At 49.5% G+C, this 18,949-nt stretch carries 13 protein-coding genes; 8 read left to right on the top strand and 5 right to left on the bottom strand.

Annotation, left to right across the window (positions count from 1 at the left end; all coding sequences use genetic code 11):
- The first annotated feature begins 114 nt into the window (after positions 1-114).
- Positions 115-1,923, top strand: coding sequence for an anthrax toxin-like adenylyl cyclase domain-containing protein (locus tag J7438_RS02030; protein WP_209275222.1), 1,809 nt, complete (start codon positions 115-117; stop codon positions 1,921-1,923).
- Positions 1,924-1,942: 19 nt separating this feature from the next.
- Here the strand turns inward: J7438_RS02030 and J7438_RS02025 are convergent, their stop codons facing one another.
- Both J7438_RS02025 and J7438_RS02020 read right to left on the bottom strand, forming a co-directional pair.
- Positions 1,943-2,329, bottom strand: a complete 387-nt coding sequence (locus tag J7438_RS02025; protein WP_209201814.1) for a type II toxin-antitoxin system VapC family toxin — start codon at positions 2,327-2,329, stop codon at positions 1,943-1,945.
- The gene (locus J7438_RS02020) at positions 2,329-2,607 is read right to left on the bottom strand and encodes an AbrB/MazE/SpoVT family DNA-binding domain-containing protein (RefSeq protein WP_209201813.1); all 279 of its coding nucleotides are present in this window, start codon (positions 2,605-2,607) and stop codon (positions 2,329-2,331) included. The genes J7438_RS02025 and J7438_RS02020 overlap by 1 nt, the downstream gene beginning before the upstream one ends.
- Positions 2,608-2,941: 334 nt before the next feature.
- On the opposite strand from J7438_RS02020, the gene msbA reads away from it, so the two are divergent.
- From msbA to J7438_RS02000, 4 genes are all read left to right on the top strand, one after another.
- Positions 2,942-4,756, top strand: a complete 1,815-nt coding sequence (msbA, locus tag J7438_RS02015) for a lipid A export permease/ATP-binding protein MsbA (RefSeq protein WP_209275221.1) — start codon at positions 2,942-2,944, stop codon at positions 4,754-4,756.
- 216 nt (positions 4,757-4,972) lie between these two features.
- Positions 4,973-6,442, top strand: coding sequence for a hypothetical protein (locus J7438_RS02010; RefSeq protein WP_209275220.1), 1,470 nt, complete (start codon positions 4,973-4,975; stop codon positions 6,440-6,442).
- 224 nt (positions 6,443-6,666) lie between these two features.
- Positions 6,667-8,109 carry a bifunctional D-glycero-beta-D-manno-heptose-7-phosphate kinase/D-glycero-beta-D-manno-heptose 1-phosphate adenylyltransferase HldE gene (gene hldE, locus J7438_RS02005; RefSeq protein ID WP_209201810.1) on the top strand — a complete coding sequence of 481 codons (1,443 nt, stop codon included), beginning with the start codon at positions 6,667-6,669 and terminating at the stop codon, positions 8,107-8,109.
- A gap of 41 nt (positions 8,110-8,150) precedes the next feature.
- Positions 8,151-8,339 (top strand): hypothetical protein, encoded by a 189-nt coding sequence (locus J7438_RS02000; RefSeq protein WP_209201809.1) that lies wholly within the window; start codon positions 8,151-8,153, stop codon positions 8,337-8,339.
- A 122-nt stretch (positions 8,340-8,461) separates the two neighbouring features.
- Here the strand turns inward: J7438_RS02000 and J7438_RS01995 are convergent, their stop codons facing one another.
- The 3 genes from J7438_RS01995 to J7438_RS01985 form a co-directional block, all read right to left on the bottom strand.
- Positions 8,462-9,700 (bottom strand): OprO/OprP family phosphate-selective porin, encoded by a 1,239-nt coding sequence (locus J7438_RS01995; protein ID WP_209201808.1) that lies wholly within the window; start codon positions 9,698-9,700, stop codon positions 8,462-8,464.
- A gap of 298 nt (positions 9,701-9,998) precedes the next feature.
- Complete coding sequence (hrpA, locus tag J7438_RS01990; protein ID WP_353620085.1) at positions 9,999-13,895, bottom strand: ATP-dependent RNA helicase HrpA; 3,897 nt, start codon at positions 13,893-13,895, stop codon at positions 9,999-10,001.
- Between the two features lie 113 nt (positions 13,896-14,008).
- Positions 14,009-15,706 carry an AMP-binding protein gene (locus J7438_RS01985; protein ID WP_209275219.1) on the bottom strand — a complete coding sequence of 566 codons (1,698 nt, stop codon included), beginning with the start codon at positions 15,704-15,706 and terminating at the stop codon, positions 14,009-14,011.
- Between the two features lie 204 nt (positions 15,707-15,910).
- Here J7438_RS01985 and J7438_RS01980 point away from each other — a divergent pair, with 204 nt between their 5' ends.
- The 3 genes from J7438_RS01980 to J7438_RS01970 all read left to right on the top strand — a co-directional run bounded on the left by J7438_RS01980 (position 15,911) and on the right by J7438_RS01970 (position 18,914).
- Positions 15,911-17,260, top strand: coding sequence for a hypothetical protein (locus J7438_RS01980; protein ID WP_209275218.1), 1,350 nt, complete (start codon positions 15,911-15,913; stop codon positions 17,258-17,260).
- A 36-nt stretch (positions 17,261-17,296) separates the two neighbouring features.
- Entirely contained in the window at positions 17,297-18,301 is a 1,005-nt protein-coding gene (locus tag J7438_RS01975; protein ID WP_209275217.1) for an alpha/beta hydrolase, read from the top strand.
- 130 nt (positions 18,302-18,431) lie between these two features.
- Complete coding sequence (locus tag J7438_RS01970; RefSeq protein WP_101746558.1) at positions 18,432-18,914, top strand: MaoC family dehydratase; 483 nt, start codon at positions 18,432-18,434, stop codon at positions 18,912-18,914.
- Positions 18,915-18,949: the final 35 nt, after the last annotated feature.

The raw sequence follows: 18,949 nt of genomic DNA, 5'->3' as shown, positions 1-18,949 counted from the left end.
CATTTTCATTGTGCAGGGTGACACAAAAATTCAGATTACAAACCCTCACCACCAACTATGCTGGACATGCGAATTTGCGGATATCCTGTCCTTTAACGGGAGCAAAGATTGCCGATGCAGAACGTTGAAAGTTTCGTTCGCAAAGGGATGAGCTGGGGAAGCCTGCATACTATGGCCAAAAAAATTACCACAAACACACCTACTCAATATCCAGCTCAAGAAAATAAACCAAGGCCGGTCAACGATAACACTCGGGGTGTTTTTGCCAATACCCGGCAGGTTTCCCCCATCACTGAGGGCAGTGATAACCATATTAGCAAGGGTGTTAACGGTGACAGGCCTGTGAGACGGATAGACTCACAAAAAAAACTCAGTGAATCATTAATCACTCTGGCTGACCCTGAACCGGAACATGCCTCCCGGGACAAAGTGATCACCGGCCTGCAACAGGTTGCAGCGCACTCCCTCCAGGGAATCCCTTATGATCTTCTGAGTCGGCTGAAAGAGGCCGCTGATAACCGCGGTGCAGCACTGTTTACCCGACCTGTAGAACCGGTCTGCCGCACCCTGATTGATGAAGGGTGGCCCACCAAGCATTTCAGGATCAAGGCTAAAAGCAGTAACTGGGGGGCTCAGGCAGGTACCATTCCGGTGCTTCAGCAGTACAGCAAACTGGCCCTGGACAGGGACAGTAAAATAGAGAAGTACAGTAAGCTGGCGGAAAAGTGCCTGAAAGAGGTCGATCGCAAAGGCAACCAGTACGCCGAGGCTGTGCCATTAAGAATTAGCCAGGCCCGTCTTGAGGAGCTTGAGCGCAATGGCTATCTGTACCAACGAAATGAACAGATCAATGAACACGGTGCCCAGTGTCTCTATTTCAAGACACGGGCCTGCAATCGCAGTGACGGGCCTGAACATACCCAACTGTTGATCAGAGAACCCGATGGCCAATGGGCTGTTTACGACGCTGATCATATATCTCCAGCGCCTGTTATGGTGATCGCGCAGCCGGCAACAGAGCCTGGCGACACGGTACAACCCATGACCGCAGATATTGATCCACTGATGGAGGTTTTTCCCCTGGAGAAACTGGATCTGGAGCATTTGGACCGACTACCCATACCTTTGGTATCAGACAAAGTTGTCACCCGGCAGGTAGACAAGTACCGGTCGAGGGTGAAGAAATCCTTTGCTGCCGGGGAAATATCCAAAGAGGTGTTGCAGGAGAAACTGGCTGACTACGATCAATTGGAAAAAAAACTGCAGAACGATTTTTATTCGGTAAAAGATGAATCCGGGCAGACCCTCTTCAGGGAGGATTCGGATATGGGCAATGTGTCAAACCGAACCCGGAATATGGTTAGCTATTATGAACGGGCATTGGGCAGAAAACATCGGGTTATTCATCATAATGTTGATGCTCACAGTCTGGCCACTGATGAACAGGCCAATTATCCCATTACCGCTTTTCTGCCAGCCTCATTAAATATGGCTGAAGGGATTTGCATGATTTTCAATGAGGAGCAGTTTCACTCTGTGCTGGGTGAGCTGATGAATCGAGGTTATGCAGTCCAGCAAAATCCACTCTGGAAAATCCGTCCGAAAAATCCTAATTTTATCAATGCCAAGGCCCATGTGGCAGCCAGTATGAAAGCTTCGTTAATCAATCCTGAAGAGTTTGTCAGGGGTCTTGAACAGATGGCCCGGGTGGATGATCCCGATGAAGATTACCGGGCAGCGCTGATCTCTGAACAGGAGGACTATCTGAAAGGTGGCGTTCATGAGCGCCGTGATTCCGCTGTCAGCTTCAGTAGCAGTATCGACTCCGTCGACCAGGGATCAGAGGAAGACTCAACAATAGCGGATATTTCCGATTTCAGCGACATTGACTCTGAGGATGATGATTCTGACTTTGGTCCTTAGGACCTGTACCTCCCGGCGATCACTGCGGCCAGAGCAGGCTGAACTCAGGCAACCTTGAAGCCTTGCGGTCAAAGGTCAGGGTTGTTGCACATTGTTGTTTGTTATGATGCCCGATCATGGCATCCGCAAAATCATAACCCTGTTGATAATCATCAAGAGCTTTCAGGGTTTCCGGACAACGATCAGTTACGCACTTTTGCAGGTGCAAAACAGCTCTGAGTTTCTGACATTGCTGTTCGGGGTCTACCCTGTAAAAATGACTGAGTACCCACACAGTTTCTATCAACACCAGAGGGCTGATGTAAAACTTCTGGCAACCGGTGAGGAAGTTGAGAACCTGTTGATACTGAGGCTCGTCATCCCGAACCAGATAGCGAATCAGGATATTCGTATCAATACCGTCCATTACTGCTTGCCTTTGTGCTGGTCATGTTTATTGATCCAGGTTTCAGAGGCACCCGCCTTAATGGCTTTTTCCATATCGTCCAGCGATGCCCTGCGACCATTGGTGTGTTGGGCCAGGCACCCTCCAAGGGCTTCAATATCGTCAGACATGGGGGTCAGGATGATTACCCCGTCTTTTTCTTGAAAGAGCACTTTATCACCGGGTTGCAACTGATATTTTTCCCGAATAGCACTGGGAATGGTGACCTGCCCTTTGCTGGTGATTGAGCTGGTTGACATGGCTGAGGTCTCTGGTTCGAGTATTACAAAAGGTAATACCTGATCAGCAGCTTGTCAAAACGGACGGGGTAGCTAGCACATTCCAGTTTTAAGCCTGTCCTTTTTCCGCAACCGAATAAACAAACCTGCTATTTTTCCTGAAGCGCTTCGGCAAACGCCTCGTAAAAAGGCTTTTTAAATGGCTGATTTCGCTGTTATGCTCGCGGGTTCATTTTTATTTTAATGAAAATGCCGCCAGAATGTTCTTCCCAGCCAGACTTTTCTTTTAATCAACAGGGAAGCGGCAATTACGCTCATGGCAACATCTGTCCAGAGCCGGAAATGATCCTATACCATGTCAGAACAGAACCCTAATCCTGGCAGTCTGCAGATTTACCTTCGACTGCTGACTTACGTAAAACCCTACACAGGCTATTTTGCCCTGAGCCTCCTTGGCCTGGCTATATTTGCCCTGACCCAGCCCGGTTTTGCCAAACTGCTTGAATACTTTGTCCAGGCGCTGGAAGGTGAAGAGGTCACCCTGCTGCAGAACCAGGCATGGCTTCCCAACTCATCTGTTTCATCACTCTGGCTGATCCCGTCACTGATGGTCATTATCGCCATCGTTCGGGGCATTGGCTCTTATCTGGGGAATTACTACATCTCCAAGGTCGCGAACTTTGTTATCCATGACCTGAGAACCGAGATGTTCGAGCGCATGATCAACCTGCCCAATGCATTCTTTGATAACAACAACTCCGGTCACCTGATTGCCCGTATTACCTATAACGTCAGCCTGGTGACTGCCGCGGCTACTGATGCCATTCGTGTTGCCGTCCGGGAAGGCCTGACCGTTGTCTTCCTGCTCAGCTTCCTGTTTTACACCAGCTGGAAGATGACCCTGATCTTTATTGCCGCACTGCCAATCATCGCCATGGTGGTTGCCTATGCCAGCAAACGTTTCCGAAGGATCAGCCGGAATATGCAAAATTCCATGGGTGACCTGACCCATGTCACCTCGGAAACCATTAATGGCTATCGGGAGGTCAGGGGGTTTGGCGGTGAAGGTTATGAATGTGATCGCTTCCGGTCTTCCAGTGCCGCCAATACCCGCCAGAACCTTAAGCTGGCGAAAGCGGGCTCCGTCCATACACCGGTTCTGCAATTTATTGTCTCCATAGCCCTTGCCCTTTTGCTGTTTATGGTTCTTTTTGTCAAAGGTGACTCAACCACAGCAACCCTGGTGGGGTATGTGACTGCGGCCGCCCTGCTGCCCAAGCCGATCCGCCAGCTCAGCGAAGTGAACGCCAGTATCCAGAAGGGCATCGCGGCGGCAGAAAGTATTTTCGCCATGGTGGATGAAACACCAGAAGCCAATCATGGCCAGTACACCTGCGACCGGGTAACCGGTTGCGTTGAATTCAGGCAGATTGGTTTTGCCTATCCGGGTGCGGAATCACCGGCACTGAAAGACATCAGCTTCACCATTCAACCGGGACAAACCTACGCCCTGGTAGGACGATCCGGTTCCGGCAAAAGCACCCTCGCCAATCTTGTTCCCAGGTTCTATAACCATACCGAAGGCGATATCCTGATTGACGGTGTCCCCCTGAATGACTTTGAATTGAAAAACCTGCGCAGCCAAATTGCCCTGGTCAGCCAGAACATCACCCTGTTCAATGATACCGTTGCCAGAAATATTGCCTACGGTGCCCTGGGGGATACGGCCGATCAGGAAGATATCCGCCTGGCTGCAGAAGCGGCCCATGCCACAGAGTTCATCAAAGACATGTCGGACGGTATTCACACGATTGTTGGCGAAGACGGCGTTCTCCTGTCCGGTGGCCAGCGTCAGCGTCTGGCCATTGCCCGTGCGGTGCTTAAAGATGCGCCCATCCTGATTCTGGATGAAGCAACCTCAGCCCTGGACACGGAATCCGAGCGCCATATTCAGGCAGCCCTGGATAGCATCATGAAAGGCCGTACCACCCTGGTGATTGCCCACCGCCTGTCAACCATTGAGAATGCCGACTGCATCCTGGTAATGGAGCATGGCCGAATTATTGAACGGGGAACCCATACTGAACTGCTGGCGAAAGGTGAACATTACGCCAAACTGCACAAGATGCAGTTTCAGGATGAACCGCCTGTTACCGTGGAACAAGTTTAAATATTACACAGGAAGAAAATGGAACTTTTGCTCCCTTTTTCAATCCTACCTAGTACATCATTTCAATAAGTTTGATGTGCAGAATCTCCGTTCACCCCGGGTGCCCTTCGGCTCAGCTCAGGATGAACGGAGCTTGGAAGCCATTGATAGAAGGAACTCATCAATTAAATTGAAACCATGTACTTGTAGTATCTTGAGCTTGAACAGGCATTTCCAATGGAAACATATCCAGACACTAACCCGGCAAACGTCTCGGCAGCACCTTCCAATCAGTTAACCCGGCCTTTAGCACCCGCTTCTGATAGCTCCAAATGTGTTTTTTCTCCTCACCGAACATTAGCAACATGTCAAACGCATACATCCATTCAGTCCGACTCCAATGATATAACATCCACCAGGACCACTAACATTGAATCAAGAGCTGTGCTTCCCGGTAGTGCCGACACAACAATACTTGCCTCTTCAGGCTCTGGTTCTTCTATACCGCTAAAAGGCCCTCAAAATAATGACATTCCGGAAAGCTCTCTGCCCAATGAGTTGCAAGCGTGTATTCAGCAGTGGCAAAAGATCTCGACTAAATACCCACGAAATTTAATGTTTAAGGAACTCATCGAGTTCATGACCAAATGCAAAAGAGCATTGATACTCCGATCAATTCAACTGGGCAGGTTTGACAGGGAAAATCCAGCACACATTGCCGAGGCTTTTCTGTCAGGTACGTTGAATATGGCAACCCGCAGAGTCTCCAACATACCAAAGCACATTTTAGTGCCAGAATTATTTCCACCTGATAAGACTAACGCACTAATAATGTTCAGCGAACATAGCACCTATAAACTATCGATCGCTTTCAGACATAAAAAAGTAAGTGAAATAATTACTGAGACCATCTCCCACCAGGATGCTACGTTTTTTATACCTGATGACCCTTTTAAAACATGTCATACCACTGCGGATTTTATTGGGGCATTGCTCTCCACAATTTGTACTTTTTATGATCATCCTGCGACCTCAAAACGTGTTCAAGCTCAAACTGACTCAACTTGCCCTGATACCAGCGATGATAATTGTGACATTGCCATACTCTTCAAGACATTGGGATTATGGAAAAGTCAGGATAAAACCCTTGTTATTCCCTGCATAAAAACACAATCCAGCCACATCCCGCCATTCAAATTAATCACCTCATTCTCAAAGTCGCTGGCTGAAAGCCACCCCTACCATGCGTTGTTCAAAAGGCCTAAGCTGAACCCGGCAGGGCTGACTTATTGCCCAAAAACAAAAGAAGTTCAATCGGATAACCTTGAAAAATTTCAAAAGAGAACCTTAAAATCTCTGCTGAATAGTTTGAGCGAGCAATCGGCAAGATCGTCAAAACCAAAAGAACCCCAATCATCTGCATCAGCTCAACCATCACCAGCCGTAGTCCCTGCCAGTTCTTATAAATTAGAAAATCCCTCAGAAAAAACACTATCCCTCGCCAAACAAATCGCTTTGCTGATCGAGCGTAATGATAAAGCCAAGCTCAAAACACTACTTGAACATAACCCTCAATACGCCACTGAACTTAAAGACTCCCAGAATAATAAACTGCAAAAATACCTGTCTAAATGCCAGGATTGCCAAGATGCAGACGATGATACGAGTGTCGAGGAGTACGACGACCATCTGACGTCACAGGATTAATATTCTTTCTCACTTACGCAGCAGAAAACATCTATGGTAAAGTCGCCGATTTACCGTAAAACAGCTGTACTGCCCCCGATCCGGAAACACGAAACAAGGCGTATAAGGTGTACCAGCGCACGCTGTACAACCTTTGCCAAAATACCCGTCAACTGACTTTAAGGTGCATATTGCACGGCTGTGGTATGGTAAGCAACTGCCATTAAGCTGACTGGACCTCATTGATGAAATTGACGATTCCCCGTTTTGATCTGGCCAAAGTCCTGGTAATTGGCGATATCATGCTGGATCGATACTGGCATGGTGCCACCTCCCGGATTTCACCGGAAGCGCCAGTGCCTGTAGTCAAAGTCGGACAGATAGAAGACCGTCCGGGCGGAGCGGGCAATGTTGCCCTCAACATTGCCACACTGGGCGCACCGGCATGGGTTATCGCAGCGACCGGTGACGATGAAGCCGCCGACGCCCTTCAGACCCGACTGGAGGCCGCTGGCATTTACTGCAGCTTTGCCCGAATTCCCGGTGCACCCACCATTACCAAGTTACGGGTCATTTCCCAGCATCAACAATTGATTCGTCTGGATCATGAAGAAAGCTTTGATGGTCTGAGTCCCGATGTCATTGAAGAAAAGGCCGCCCAGCTTATCCATAATCTGAGCGCCATTGTCCTTTCTGATTACGGCAAGGGAACTCTGCAGGGCTGCCAGCAGCTGATTCGCCTGGCCCGATCCCATAATATTCCCGTTCTCGTGGACCCCAAAGGCAGCAGCTTTGAGCGTTACCGTGGTGCCACGGTGATAACGCCCAACCTGAAAGAGTTTGAGACAATTGTTGGCCCCTGCCGCAGCGAAGAAGAGCTGGTCAGTAAAGGTCAACAACTGTTAAAAGACCTTGAGCTGGGAGCACTGCTTATTACCCGCAGTGAACACGGCATGACCCTGATCCGGGAAAATGAACCTGAGGTTCACTTCCCGGCAAGGGCAAGAGAAGTTTTCGATGTAACAGGTGCAGGCGACACGGTTATCTCGGTACTGGCCGCCTCCCTGGCCGCTGGCTGTAACATGCCCCAGGCTGCCGGTCTGGCCAATATTGCCGCCGGCATTGTTGTGGCCAAGTTAGGCACCGCCAGCGTCTCCATGCCCGAACTGAGACGTGAAGTGAACCGGGAGCTGGGTGCTGAAAGAGGTGCCGTATCTGCCGAGCAATTGATGGTTGCGGTTGAAGATGCCCGGGCTCATGGCGAAAAGATCGTATTTACCAATGGCTGTTTTGATATCCTCCATGCTGGCCATGTTGGCTACCTGGAGCAGGCACGCAAACAGGGGGACAGGCTGATTCTTGCCATTAATGGCGATGATTCTGTCACCCGCCTGAAAGGCGAAGGACGTCCGATTAACCCGGTGGACCGGCGAATGGCAGTACTTGCCGGCCTGGAAGCGGTGGACTGGGTTGTCAGTTTTGATGAAGATACCCCGGAAAATCTGATTCAGGCAATCAAGCCGGATGTACTGGTAAAAGGTGGCGACTACTCACTGGATGAAGTGGTCGGTGCCCCGATTGTTCATGAATACGGTGGTGAAGTGAAAGTACTGGCTTTCCTGGAAAACTGCTCAACCACTGCCATTGTCGATAAAATCCGCGATGAAAAAGAAGCACAACCTGCCTGACGATTGCCTGGCCATAACCTCTGTGGCCAGCTCCTGATCTCATGAATCACCTGCCGGGTATCACCCGGCAGAGTAAGAGCCTGTGGGACTTAACGACATCCACAGGTTCTGACAGGTCAAATAACACGTACTCATTAACCGGATCTATCAAGCGACTTGGTCTGCTGTGGGCAGACTTCCCGGGCAAGCAGTTGATTAACAATGTCAATGCGCTTGACTTTGCCGAATAACCTGCGTCCAACACTTATATTTATTCAGCCTGCCAGCATTTATGCATGAGATCATGATTGATCACAGCCCTTAAAGACGCAAAAAGCCCTGATGGCATCAGGGCCTCAAGTTACTATTTCACTCAGAATACGTACTGAATTCTACCAACAATCGCGGTTCCCTTATCCTCTGCATTGGCTACCCCCTCAATATCTGCATGGTTATCCAGCTGGCCTGTGACATAGTTCAGGCTGGCGCGAATATTAGCGGTTGGGAAGTAATTCACCCCTACCGTATAACTGGAAGCTTCTACATCCTTACCATTATTACCTTTTGATACGGCACTCTGGGCGTCAACATCCATTGCTGTATAACGGGCGAAGGCCTCCCACTTACCCCCTTTGGGCTTACTGAAGCTTCCTTTCTTGTAGGAGCGCTTGCCACCATCCAACATATAGGAAATCTCACCATAGTAGCCATTCAGCTTAACATCAGAACTCGCAGTACCTGACTTGATTTTCCTTTGCAGATATTCACCCTGCAGCTTCAGAGACTGCATCTGAAAGGCTGCTTCAACAGCGTATTCACGATCACTGGTCACAGTATTTACAGTGTCAAACAGTGTGCTCTTCTCACCTTTTTTGATGCCTAACCGGGTGTCACCATCAACATCAGCATTATCCGGATTGCCGTCAAAAACGCTCAGACCGAGGTGCAAAAGCATTTCGTCATTCATAATGGGAACATAGGTACCACGGAATGAATAGCCAATACTGTCTTTGCTGGAATTATTGCTTTCGCTATTACCGGTATTAACCAATGCCAGCTGTGCGGTGTAGTTTTTTGCTGAGCTGGATGCTCTCACACCATACTCATTACCACCGGCCCCATTCATCATATTAAGGACAAAAGGCCTTTCAATACCGGTAATCCATGAAGAGCTGGTAGAGTCTTCCAGACCAAAATCCATATCCCATCGGCCTACGGTAACTTCAACAGGTTTAAAACCGGTATAACCGATGGTGGCATCATCCAGATCGATGGAATCATCACTGCCTGTTTTCAGCTTAAGTCCGTATTTCCAAAGGCCATAGGCTTTGCCGCTGACCTTGATTTCACCACGGCGAATGTAGGAGGTTAAGCCATCTTTTGGGTTCGCTAAATTCGTCGTGTCCTGTCCATAAAGATCGTCATAGCTGGCAACATCCCACTGGAGCTTGCCGCTGACCTTAAAAGAGAAATCACCACTCTCTGTTTTTAACTGAAGGCCACCATTTTTGGTGCTGACAATGATATCTTCACCTTCTGTTTTAACCACACCTGCGTTTGCCTGCAGAAAAACACCCATCCCCAGAAAAAGTGCAATTGGCTTAAGTTTCATTCCCAGATATTCCCATTTAGTGTTTTTGTCTTGTCCTTCAATGCCAAAATGATCGTGATTAATGACAGCTGTTTTCAGCGGTACCAATTAAATCATTTTCCCCTGGCACTTTTTGATTACTGCGGAAGGTATCTTGGAGACGGGATATTTCAGAAAGGTTAAGATCAAATGAAGTTTTTATTTCAACGGTAATACAGCCAGTAACACTCCATAACTACAGAGTCATAAGTAGCTAACCATTGAAATCATATATTTCTGACTCCTTGTGCCAGCTACTTAGAGGGAAAGCACTGATGACTTAAATCGCTTCCACCTCTTCCCACAATTTCCGCAGTCGTTTGTCCGATACCGGAAATCGAGTGCCCAGTTGCTGGGCAAACAGGGAAACCCGGTACTCTTCAATCATCCAATAGAACTGCTGAAGATTTGGATCGATCACTTTATGCTGATAATGAGCCTCCCGGCGCTTATCATATTTCTGCTGCAGAGCGGTCAGCTCTTCCGTCCAGGCCCGATCACGGTTTACCTGGGCTGGCAGCTTCTCCAGCCTGACCTCAATCGCCTTGAAATAACGAGGATAATGGCGTAGCCACTCCATACCCGCTGACGTCATAAACCCCGGTTGCAACAGCCTTTGCATATGCTGCTTGATATCCGCCAGGGCCAGGGCCCGATCAAAGCTGATCTTACCTTTCAGCTGTCGGCTAATCCCCTGGGCAATACGAAAGATCTCATTAAGAATGGGATCAATCTTCTCGGCAAAAGGTACAATGTCGCCTTTACGCTGCTCCAGCAATGCCATAAATAATTCACGGTTTCTGGGCAGCTCGCTGTCCTTATTCAGATAGACGCCGCTGATAATCAAACTCTGCACATCATCTTCAAGCAGGTTCTGATTCATCAGGTTAGTGGCCAGCAAACTGGTTTCTTTCAATCGAGCCATTTTACTCAAGGCAAACTTCAGCTGGGTGGACAGCCTGATCCTGAGCAGTCGGGTCAACCCTTTGCGGTTTTCAAAGTCGGCCATCGCCGGACTTTCGAACAGTTGAACAGCCACGGAATCACGCTGGTCAACCAGGGCCGGGTATGACTTTAATACCAGCCCCCCGGCTTTGCGGGTAATTTCATGGGGCAGCTCGCCACAGGTCCAGTCCAGCAGACCTTCCTGTTCCAGATGACTTTTCGCCAGCTTGCGGATCGTATCCTGCACATGATCAGAGAACTGTTGCCGGAGCTGATGCAAATCACGCCCCTGACCAATAACATCGCCATCTTCATTCACCACCCGGATATTCATCAGCAAGTGCGCCTCCAGGTTATCCCGGTTCCAGTGCTCTTCGAGAATACGCACACCGGACATACGGGTCAGCTGTCGCCCAAGCATGTCGGTCAGCGGCTCGTCACAGGCAGAGAGCGATTCCAGGGCACCATTGACAAAATCGGGCACCGGGACAAAGTTCTTGCGCACCGGCTTGGGCATGGATCGAACCAGGGCCACACACTTGTCGAACAGCATTCCGGGCACCAGCCACTCCAGACGATGCCTGGGCAGCAACCTTAATGCCTCCACCGGCACGGTCAGGGTGACGCCGTCATCCGGCTCACCCGGGGCAAAGTGATAACTGAGGGGCAGCTCCAACCCCTCCCAGCGGAAGCGATCCGGGTATCGGTTGACGGTGATATGCTCTGCTTCATGCTGCATCAGATAGTCTTTGGTAAGGTGCAGCAAATCAGGCTTCTGTCGTTCAGCCCCCTTGCGCCACTGCTCAAAGCCCGCACCATTACAGATATCCGCAGGAATCAGGGCATCGTAAAAGTGGTAGAGCGTGTCACTGTCCACCAGAATATCCCGGCGGCGGGACTTCGCTTCCAGCTCATCCACTTCGTCAATCAATGCCAGGTTATGCTTCTGAAACGCCCCTTTGGAATCAAAGTGCCCTTCAACCAGGGCTTCACGGATAAAGATCTCCCGGGCAACCACCGGATCTATCGGGCCATAATTTACCCGACGACGGCCGACAATGATCAATCCGTACAGTGTGACCTGCTCAAACGCCACCACCTGGGCACGCTTCTTCTCCCAGTGGGGTTCAAAATAATTCCGCTTCACCAGGTGAGTTGCCAGCGGCTCAATCCATTGGGGCTCCAGTTTGGCATTGGTTCGGGCAAAAAGCCTGGAGGTTTCCACCAGCTCCGCCGCCATCACCCATTTGGGCTTGCGCTTATAAAGCGTCGATGCCGGAAACAGATAAAAGCGCCGGTTTCTGGCCCCCATATAATCCGCTTCATCATCTTTACTGCCCAACTGGGACAAAAGGCCGGATAGCAGTGATTTGTGAACATCACCATAGCTGGCAGGGCTGTCATTCAAGCGGAATTGCAGGTCTTTACAGGCCAGTGTCAGCTGTCGATGGAGGTCGCGCCACTCGCGCATGCGCATAAAAGACAGAAACTGTTTATTGCAGTATTTGCGCAGCTGGTTCTGGGACAGAGCCTGCCGCTGTTCCTCATAGGCTTCCCAGAGATTCACATAGGTCATAAAGTCCGAATCATCGTGATAAAACTCACGGTGTCGCTGATCTGCTGCCTGCTGTTTGTCCTGCGGGCGTTCTCTGGGATCCTGTGCCGCCAGGGCACTGACAATAATCAATACTTCATGCAGGGCATTGTTTTTATTAGCTTCGATCAGCATCCGTCCAAGGCGGGGATCCACCGGCAGCTGCCCCAGCTGTCGGCCAATCGGGGTAATACGCCGGCCTTTCCCCACCGCCACCAGCTCCTGCAGCAGCTTGAAGCCATCATTAATGGCTTTGCCATCCGGTGGATCAACAAACGGAAACGCGGCGATATCACCCAGCCCCATTCGCAACATCTGCAAGATCACCGCCGCCAGGTTGGTTCTGAGAATCTCCGGATCGGTAAACTCCGGACGGGAAAGAAAATCCTCCTCAGAGTAAAGGCGAATACAGATACCTTCGGCAACACGACCACAGCGCCCTTTACGCTGATTGGCCGATGCCTGTGACACGGCTTCTACCGGCAATCGCTGGACTTTTGACCGGACACTGTAGCGGCTGATACGGGCAGTACCCGGATCAATCACATAGCGAATACCCGGCACCGTTAACGAGGTTTCGGCAACGTTGGTGGACAAAATAACACGACGACCGGAGTGTTCCTGAAAGATCCGGTTCTGCTCGGCGGCAGAAAGGCGGGCATACAATGGCAGAATGTCAGTATGGGGCAGTTTGGCATCCCGGAGGAACTGGTGAGTTTCCCGGATATCCCGTTCACCACTGAGAAACACCAGCACATCGCCCAGTGGTTTGCCCTTTCCTGCGCGTTCAAGGCTGTCAATCTCTTCCAGTGCGGCCAGAACCCCCTGCTGTAATCGCTGGTCGGCATCACGCCCTTCCAGCTCAAGATCTTCCAGTGGACGATATAATGTCTCTACCGGATAGGTTCTGCCGGAGACTTCGATCACCGGCGCTTGATCAAAGTGCTTTGAAAACCGTTCGACATCAATGGTAGCTGACGTGATGATGACTTTCAGGTCTGGTCGTTTAGGCAGAATCAGCTTGATATAGCCCAGAAGGAAATCAATATTCAGGCTGCGCTCATGGGCTTCATCAATGATCAGGGTGTCATAGCGGTTAAGAAACCGGTCATTCTGGATCTCAGCCAGCAGAATACCGTCAGTCATCAACTTGATCAGGGTGGTTTCGGTGGAGTGATCGGTGAAACGCACCTGGTAACCAACCTGCTCACCCACGACTCCCCCAAGCTCTTCAGCAATGCGATTGGCAACGGAACGGGCGGCCAGTCGCCGGGGCTGAGTATGGGCAATCGTGCCAAAAATACCACGACCCGCCTCAAGACAGATTTTTGGCAACTGGGTTGTCTTGCCTGAGCCTGTTTCACCGGCGATCACCACTACCTGGTGATCACGGATAGCCCCGGCGATATCCTCTTTCCGGTCAATCACCGGTAACGACTGCTCATAACGGACTTCAGGAAGCGCTGCTTGTCGCAGCTCTACCAGCAACAGCGATGACGCTATTTTTTTCTGAATCCGCTCCAGACCTGCCTCATCATCCCGTTTCAGCCGACGCAATTGACCACGCAAGCGGTAACGGTCACGTATCATGCATTGATTGATGGACTGGCGCAGTTGCTTATCGGAAAAGCCGGACACCCAGGTACTCCCGTTTATATGGAATCAGTGAATTATACTGGTTTGGAAAAGCGGCCTGAATGGCCGCCCGACAGGAATTCTATCCACACATTAAATATCCCGGACAACTGTCATTACCCGGACAAGTAGCACTTTCCCCTACTGGCTGCCAACTCTTCATCACGCAAATGACGACGGAGGATTTTACCCACATTGGTCGTGGGTAGCTCATCTCTGAACTCAACCATTTTGGGTACTTTATACCCCGTGAGGTTCTGCCGGAAAAAGTGAATCACTTCTTCTTTGGTCAGCCCCGGATTACTGGACACCACAAACACCTTGATCGCCTCACCCGAGCGCTTGTCAGGAACACCGATCACAGCACACTGAGAGACATCAGGGTGGGCAGAGAGCACCTCCTCCAGTTCATTCGGGTACACATTGAAACCGGAAATACAGATCATGTCCTTTTTGCGATCGACAATGGTAACATAACCTTCCTCATCTATTCGGGCAATGTCGCCGGTTCTCAACCAGCCATCCAGAAACGCTTCTTCAGTGGCCTGTTCACTCTGCCAGTAGCCCTTCATCACCTGAGGGCCTTTTATGCAGAGTTCACCCACTTCGCCAATGGGCAGGTCCTGATCTTCAGCATCAACCACTTTCAATTCACAGGACGGCACTGGCAGGCCAATGGTGCCCAGTTTGATTTTACCCAGTGGATTAATCGTCACCACCGGCGATGTTTCTGTCATACCATAACCTTCACAGATGCGACTGCCGGTCAGGTTCTCCCATCGCTCCGCAGTATCCAGTTGCAGCGCCATCCCACCAGAAATAGTGTTTTTCAAATAGGAGAAATCAAGACGACGGAAGGCTTCCTGGTTCATCAGCCCGACAAACAGAGTATTCAGACCAATAAACATACTGAAAGGCTTACCGGTCAAATCCCTGATAAAGGATTTCATATCCCGCGGGTTGGTAATAAGCATGTTATGCTCACCCAGCAAGATAGCCACCATACAATGCACGGTAAAAGCAAAAATATGATAAAGCGGCAGTGGCGCAATAATCAGCTCCTCGCCTTCCCGCAAATTACCCCCAACAAGCGCCTTGACCTGGAACATATTGCTGAGAATATTGCGGTGAGTCAGCATGGCACCTTTAGCGACACCTGTCGTACCACCGGTATACTGCAAGATGGCAACATCATCATTTTCCCGGCGAATATCCGTGCAATGATGCAGGGCTCCCCGGCTGAGAACAGTGGTAAATGACACCGCCGATGGCAGCAAATAATCCGGCACCATTTTCTTAACGTATTTGACCACCAGATTCACCAGCGTCCGCTTAAAGGTGGGCAGCAAATCTCCGACCTGCGTCACCACAACATGCTTGATGGCTGTTTTGGGAATCACCTTCTCAGCCATGTGCGCCATGTTGGCCAACACCACCAGCGCCTTGGCACCGGAATCAAGGAACTGGTGCTCCATCTCACGTTCGGTATAGAGCGGATTGGTGTTCACCACAATTAATCCCGCACGCAGTGCACCAAAGACTGCCACAGGAAACTGCATGACATTGGGCAGCATAATGGCTATACGATCGCCGGGGCGCAAATCGGTGTGATTTTGCAGATAACTGCAGAAATGCCCACTAAGCTCATAAAGACGGGAATAGCTCAGCTCATGCCCCATGTTGCTGAATGCCGGTTTGCTGGCAAACTTGCGGGTGCTGTACTCCAGTACATCAATAATTGAGCGATACTGACCAACATCAATCGTTGCAGGAATACCTTTCGGGTACTTGTCTTTCCAGAAACCGGTGGTCATGGAGTACGCCTCCCACATCCATGATGGAGCTGTATAGAATAAAAACTGGCTCGCAAACTGTTCAACCTGTCTTGCAGACTATCGCATTGGAAAATCTTTCGAGATTATCAGTTTTCTGCTGCTCCTGATAGACGACCTGCGGTAAATACTTCTAACCTGTTTTCAACGAAGGGCTGAACAATAGTATTCACAAGAGAAAAGCCAATGGACAGAATAAACGGCAATCACCTGCTGACAGGCACTTACACGCCACCATCTGATCACCATAAAGCACAAAGGCCACTGAAGACAGCACAACCACAATCTTCTTGCCCCATAAATTCATCAATGAGCACCAATCTTTCCGAGCGATTGATATCGGTACCTCTTCTTCAGCCATTAGTGAGTCAGCGATGGCCTGTGTCATCGCTTCAGAGCAAGCGGACAACGCCACTCTACAACAAGAGTACACCTCGTTTATCCGGGGATCCTGACATGACCAAACCCGTTAAGGAATTTATACGTCTTTGGCAGTATATCACCGAAACCAGGGCAATTAAGGTTTTTATTGGCAGCATTCTTTCACCAAATAGAATGAGCAAACTTCTGAACCAATTAAATAAGCTGACATTATCCTGGGATGAGCAATTACAAACCCTGACAAATTACTACCTGATAACATTCGGCGAAAACCCGGGCAGCGCTATTCAACGCTTTACAGATGACAGAAAGTCAGTGGAACACCATTTAAAAACCCCGGACCATCCCGCCCGGAGTATAACAACGATTACCACAGTTTTTGACCAGGCCGAAGCCTGTATCAATAGCGGCCTGGGTATTAAAAGACATTTAACCAACCTGTCACAAAACCATTACTCAATGTCAATGGACGATTTGGAGCACAAAGAGTTGGATGAGTGCAACCTGCACCTGCAAACTGAATATCAAAAAGATCTCAAAATCTCCTCCAACACGAAATTAAGTGACATTTTTTCCAATGATTTATTAAGAGGCATGAATATTGACATTTACTCTCCGTCAGACCGCCCCCTGCTTAGCATTTATAGCAACACAAAAACCTGTTCATTCAAGGAAAGGGAGGAGAGTGGTGTTATTATCGACCAAATGACCTTTGACACACGTAAACTTACAGACCGTGATTCTCGTGAACAGCTGTTCCAATCCCTGATTGAAGCAAAACTTGACAAGATCCTGTGCTCTCATAAACAGATGCACATTTTTACTTTTTTCTGTAGCCAACGATCTGCCAATATTTTCCACAATTTATTAAATCTGTATTTCATTGGCAAAAACCTGAGTTTGTCAATGCCTGAAAGAGAAATAAGAACGGAAGCAAGAGTTCTTGATAATGGTGATGTATCAGTGAGGACGATTTTATCACTGCAAAAATACAAGCTGATCGATAGCCGCTCCGGTGACGCCACCTCTTTTGATATTGAACAGATGATTGAGGTAGAAGCACTGTCCGTGATCACTACTGACAACCTTCAGCCACACTTTGACAAAATAAACGTGAAAATACTCGAGCCAGTTTCCATTCAATTCAGATGTTAAGCATAATGAATCTAAAAGCCTATTCAAGGACGCTGTATGACACACTTGGAATCGCCACCATCACTGGTAACCATCAACAGCCAATCAGGCCCCCACCGTATTCCGGTTTACCAGTGGCTGGTGAAAAAAAATCCAAAGGCTGTGCTACATATCAGTCATGGCATGGCTGAGCACGGTGCCCGCTACCAAGAGCTGGCTGAGCAGCTGACCAGAAGAGGGTTTCATGTCTATGCCCATGATCACCGCGGGCATGGCGCAACCATCAACAAAGATAAAACGTCCAGCCAGGGGCATTTTGGTGATCATGATGGGTGGAATAATGTGGTTCAGGACCTGAAGCGGGTTGTTGACCACACTCTTGCCCAGCACCCGACTCTACCCTGCTTTCTTCTGGGTCACAGCATGGGAAGTTATATACTGCAAAGTTATCTGGGCAGGCATAACCCCAATATATCCGGTGCCATTCTCTCCGGGTCAAACTTTGTGGCCAAGCCATTGCTGATGCTGGCCCGGCTGATCGCCAAAATTGAAACCCTGCGCCAGGGAGTGATGGGGCACAGCCCTGTCATCCACCAACTGACATTTGCCGGATACAACAACCGCTTTAAACCCAATACGACCGAGTTTGACTGGTTAAGCCGCAATCCTGAATCGGTTATGCGATATGTCAAGGATCCGCTTTGTGGTTTTCGTTGCAGCAACCAGCTCTGGCATGACCTGTTCGGGGGACTGCAGGAAATCAGTTCCAAAAGCCTGTTAAAGAAGATTAACCACCAGCTGCCAGTGCTAATCATAGGGGGAGACCAAGACCCTGTCAGCGCACCGGATGGCTTAAAAAACCTGCAAAAGGCATGGATCAGTTCTGGTCACAGCAATACGACATTGACGCTATACCCAGGTGCCAGACACGAATTATTTCATGAAACCAACCATCAGGAAGTGATTGATCAGCTGTGCAACTGGCTTGAAAAGCGGCAATCCGGGCACGGCAGTCAAATCACACTCGATTCAGACACCTGCCCTCAGGTAATAAAGCGTTGAAGTCAGGAAAAAACCATGACGGCAGTTCTCCGGTACCCGACACCCCACAATAGGTGCGATAATCATTGCCAATGAAAATATACTGCTCAAACAGTTACCCATACTTAACAAAGCAATAGAGCCTTAACTTATGCGCAAGCTGGAAAATATCCCATTCGAAGCATTAACCATTGGCACCAGAGCCAGCCTGACCCGCACACTGACCGACGAAGACCTCCTGCTGTTTGCCAAAGTATCCGGCGATACTAATCCCGTTCATCTGGACGAGGCATTTGCCGCAACCACCCAGTTCGAAGGTCGTATTGCCCACGGCATGTGGACCGCCTCACTGATTTCCTGTGCCCTGGCGACAAAACTGCCGGGACCCGGTGGTATCTATCTGGGCCAGGAGCTAAAATTCCTGCGCCCGGTAAAAGTCGGTGATACGGTAACGGTTGAGCTGGAAATTCTGGAAATCAACGAACAGCGAAAACGTGCAACCGTCTCGACCAATGTGATCAACCAGAATGGTAAAACCGTTGTGAAAGGCAAAGCGGAAATCATGCCTTCCTCTGGTAAGGTCGTTGTTGATGAATATCCGCTGCCCGAAGTAGTATTGAAGCGAGCCGAATAGAAACATCGACAAAAAGCCCTGCCTGACACGTCCTC

Origin of the sequence: Thalassotalea sp. G20_0 (assembly GCF_017744175.1) — a bacterium.
Classification (GTDB): Bacteria; Pseudomonadota; Gammaproteobacteria; order Pseudomonadales; family Endozoicomonadaceae; genus Endozoicomonas.
Note: the sequence above shows the minus strand (reverse complement) of the source record. Positions and strands in the feature narration are given on the sequence as shown.

What these genes read in the sequence shown, in the direction of transcription:
- J7438_RS01975 (WP_209275217.1), top strand. Translation starts at nt 17,297, where the DNA reads ATGACACACTTGGAATCGCCACCATCACTGGTAACCATCAACAGCCAA.
- J7438_RS02030 (WP_209275222.1), top strand. Translation starts at nt 115, where the DNA reads ATGCAGAACGTTGAAAGTTTCGTTCGCAAAGGGATGAGCTGGGGAAGC.
- J7438_RS01985 (WP_209275219.1), bottom strand. Translation starts at nt 15,706, where the DNA reads ATGACCACCGGTTTCTGGAAAGACAAGTACCCGAAAGGTATTCCTGCA.
- hldE (WP_209201810.1), top strand. Translation starts at nt 6,667, where the DNA reads ATGAAATTGACGATTCCCCGTTTTGATCTGGCCAAAGTCCTGGTAATT.
- J7438_RS02000 (WP_209201809.1), top strand. Translation starts at nt 8,151, where the DNA reads ATGAATCACCTGCCGGGTATCACCCGGCAGAGTAAGAGCCTGTGGGAC.
- J7438_RS02025 (WP_209201814.1), bottom strand. Translation starts at nt 2,329, where the DNA reads ATGGACGGTATTGATACGAATATCCTGATTCGCTATCTGGTTCGGGAT.
- J7438_RS02020 (WP_209201813.1), bottom strand. Translation starts at nt 2,607, where the DNA reads ATGTCAACCAGCTCAATCACCAGCAAAGGGCAGGTCACCATTCCCAGT.
- J7438_RS02010 (WP_209275220.1), top strand. Translation starts at nt 4,973, where the DNA reads ATGGAAACATATCCAGACACTAACCCGGCAAACGTCTCGGCAGCACCT.
- J7438_RS01980 (WP_209275218.1), top strand. Translation starts at nt 15,911, where the DNA reads ATGGACAGAATAAACGGCAATCACCTGCTGACAGGCACTTACACGCCA.
- J7438_RS01970 (WP_101746558.1), top strand. Translation starts at nt 18,432, where the DNA reads ATGCGCAAGCTGGAAAATATCCCATTCGAAGCATTAACCATTGGCACC.
- msbA (WP_209275221.1), top strand. Translation starts at nt 2,942, where the DNA reads ATGTCAGAACAGAACCCTAATCCTGGCAGTCTGCAGATTTACCTTCGA.
- J7438_RS01995 (WP_209201808.1), bottom strand. Translation starts at nt 9,700, where the DNA reads ATGAAACTTAAGCCAATTGCACTTTTTCTGGGGATGGGTGTTTTTCTG.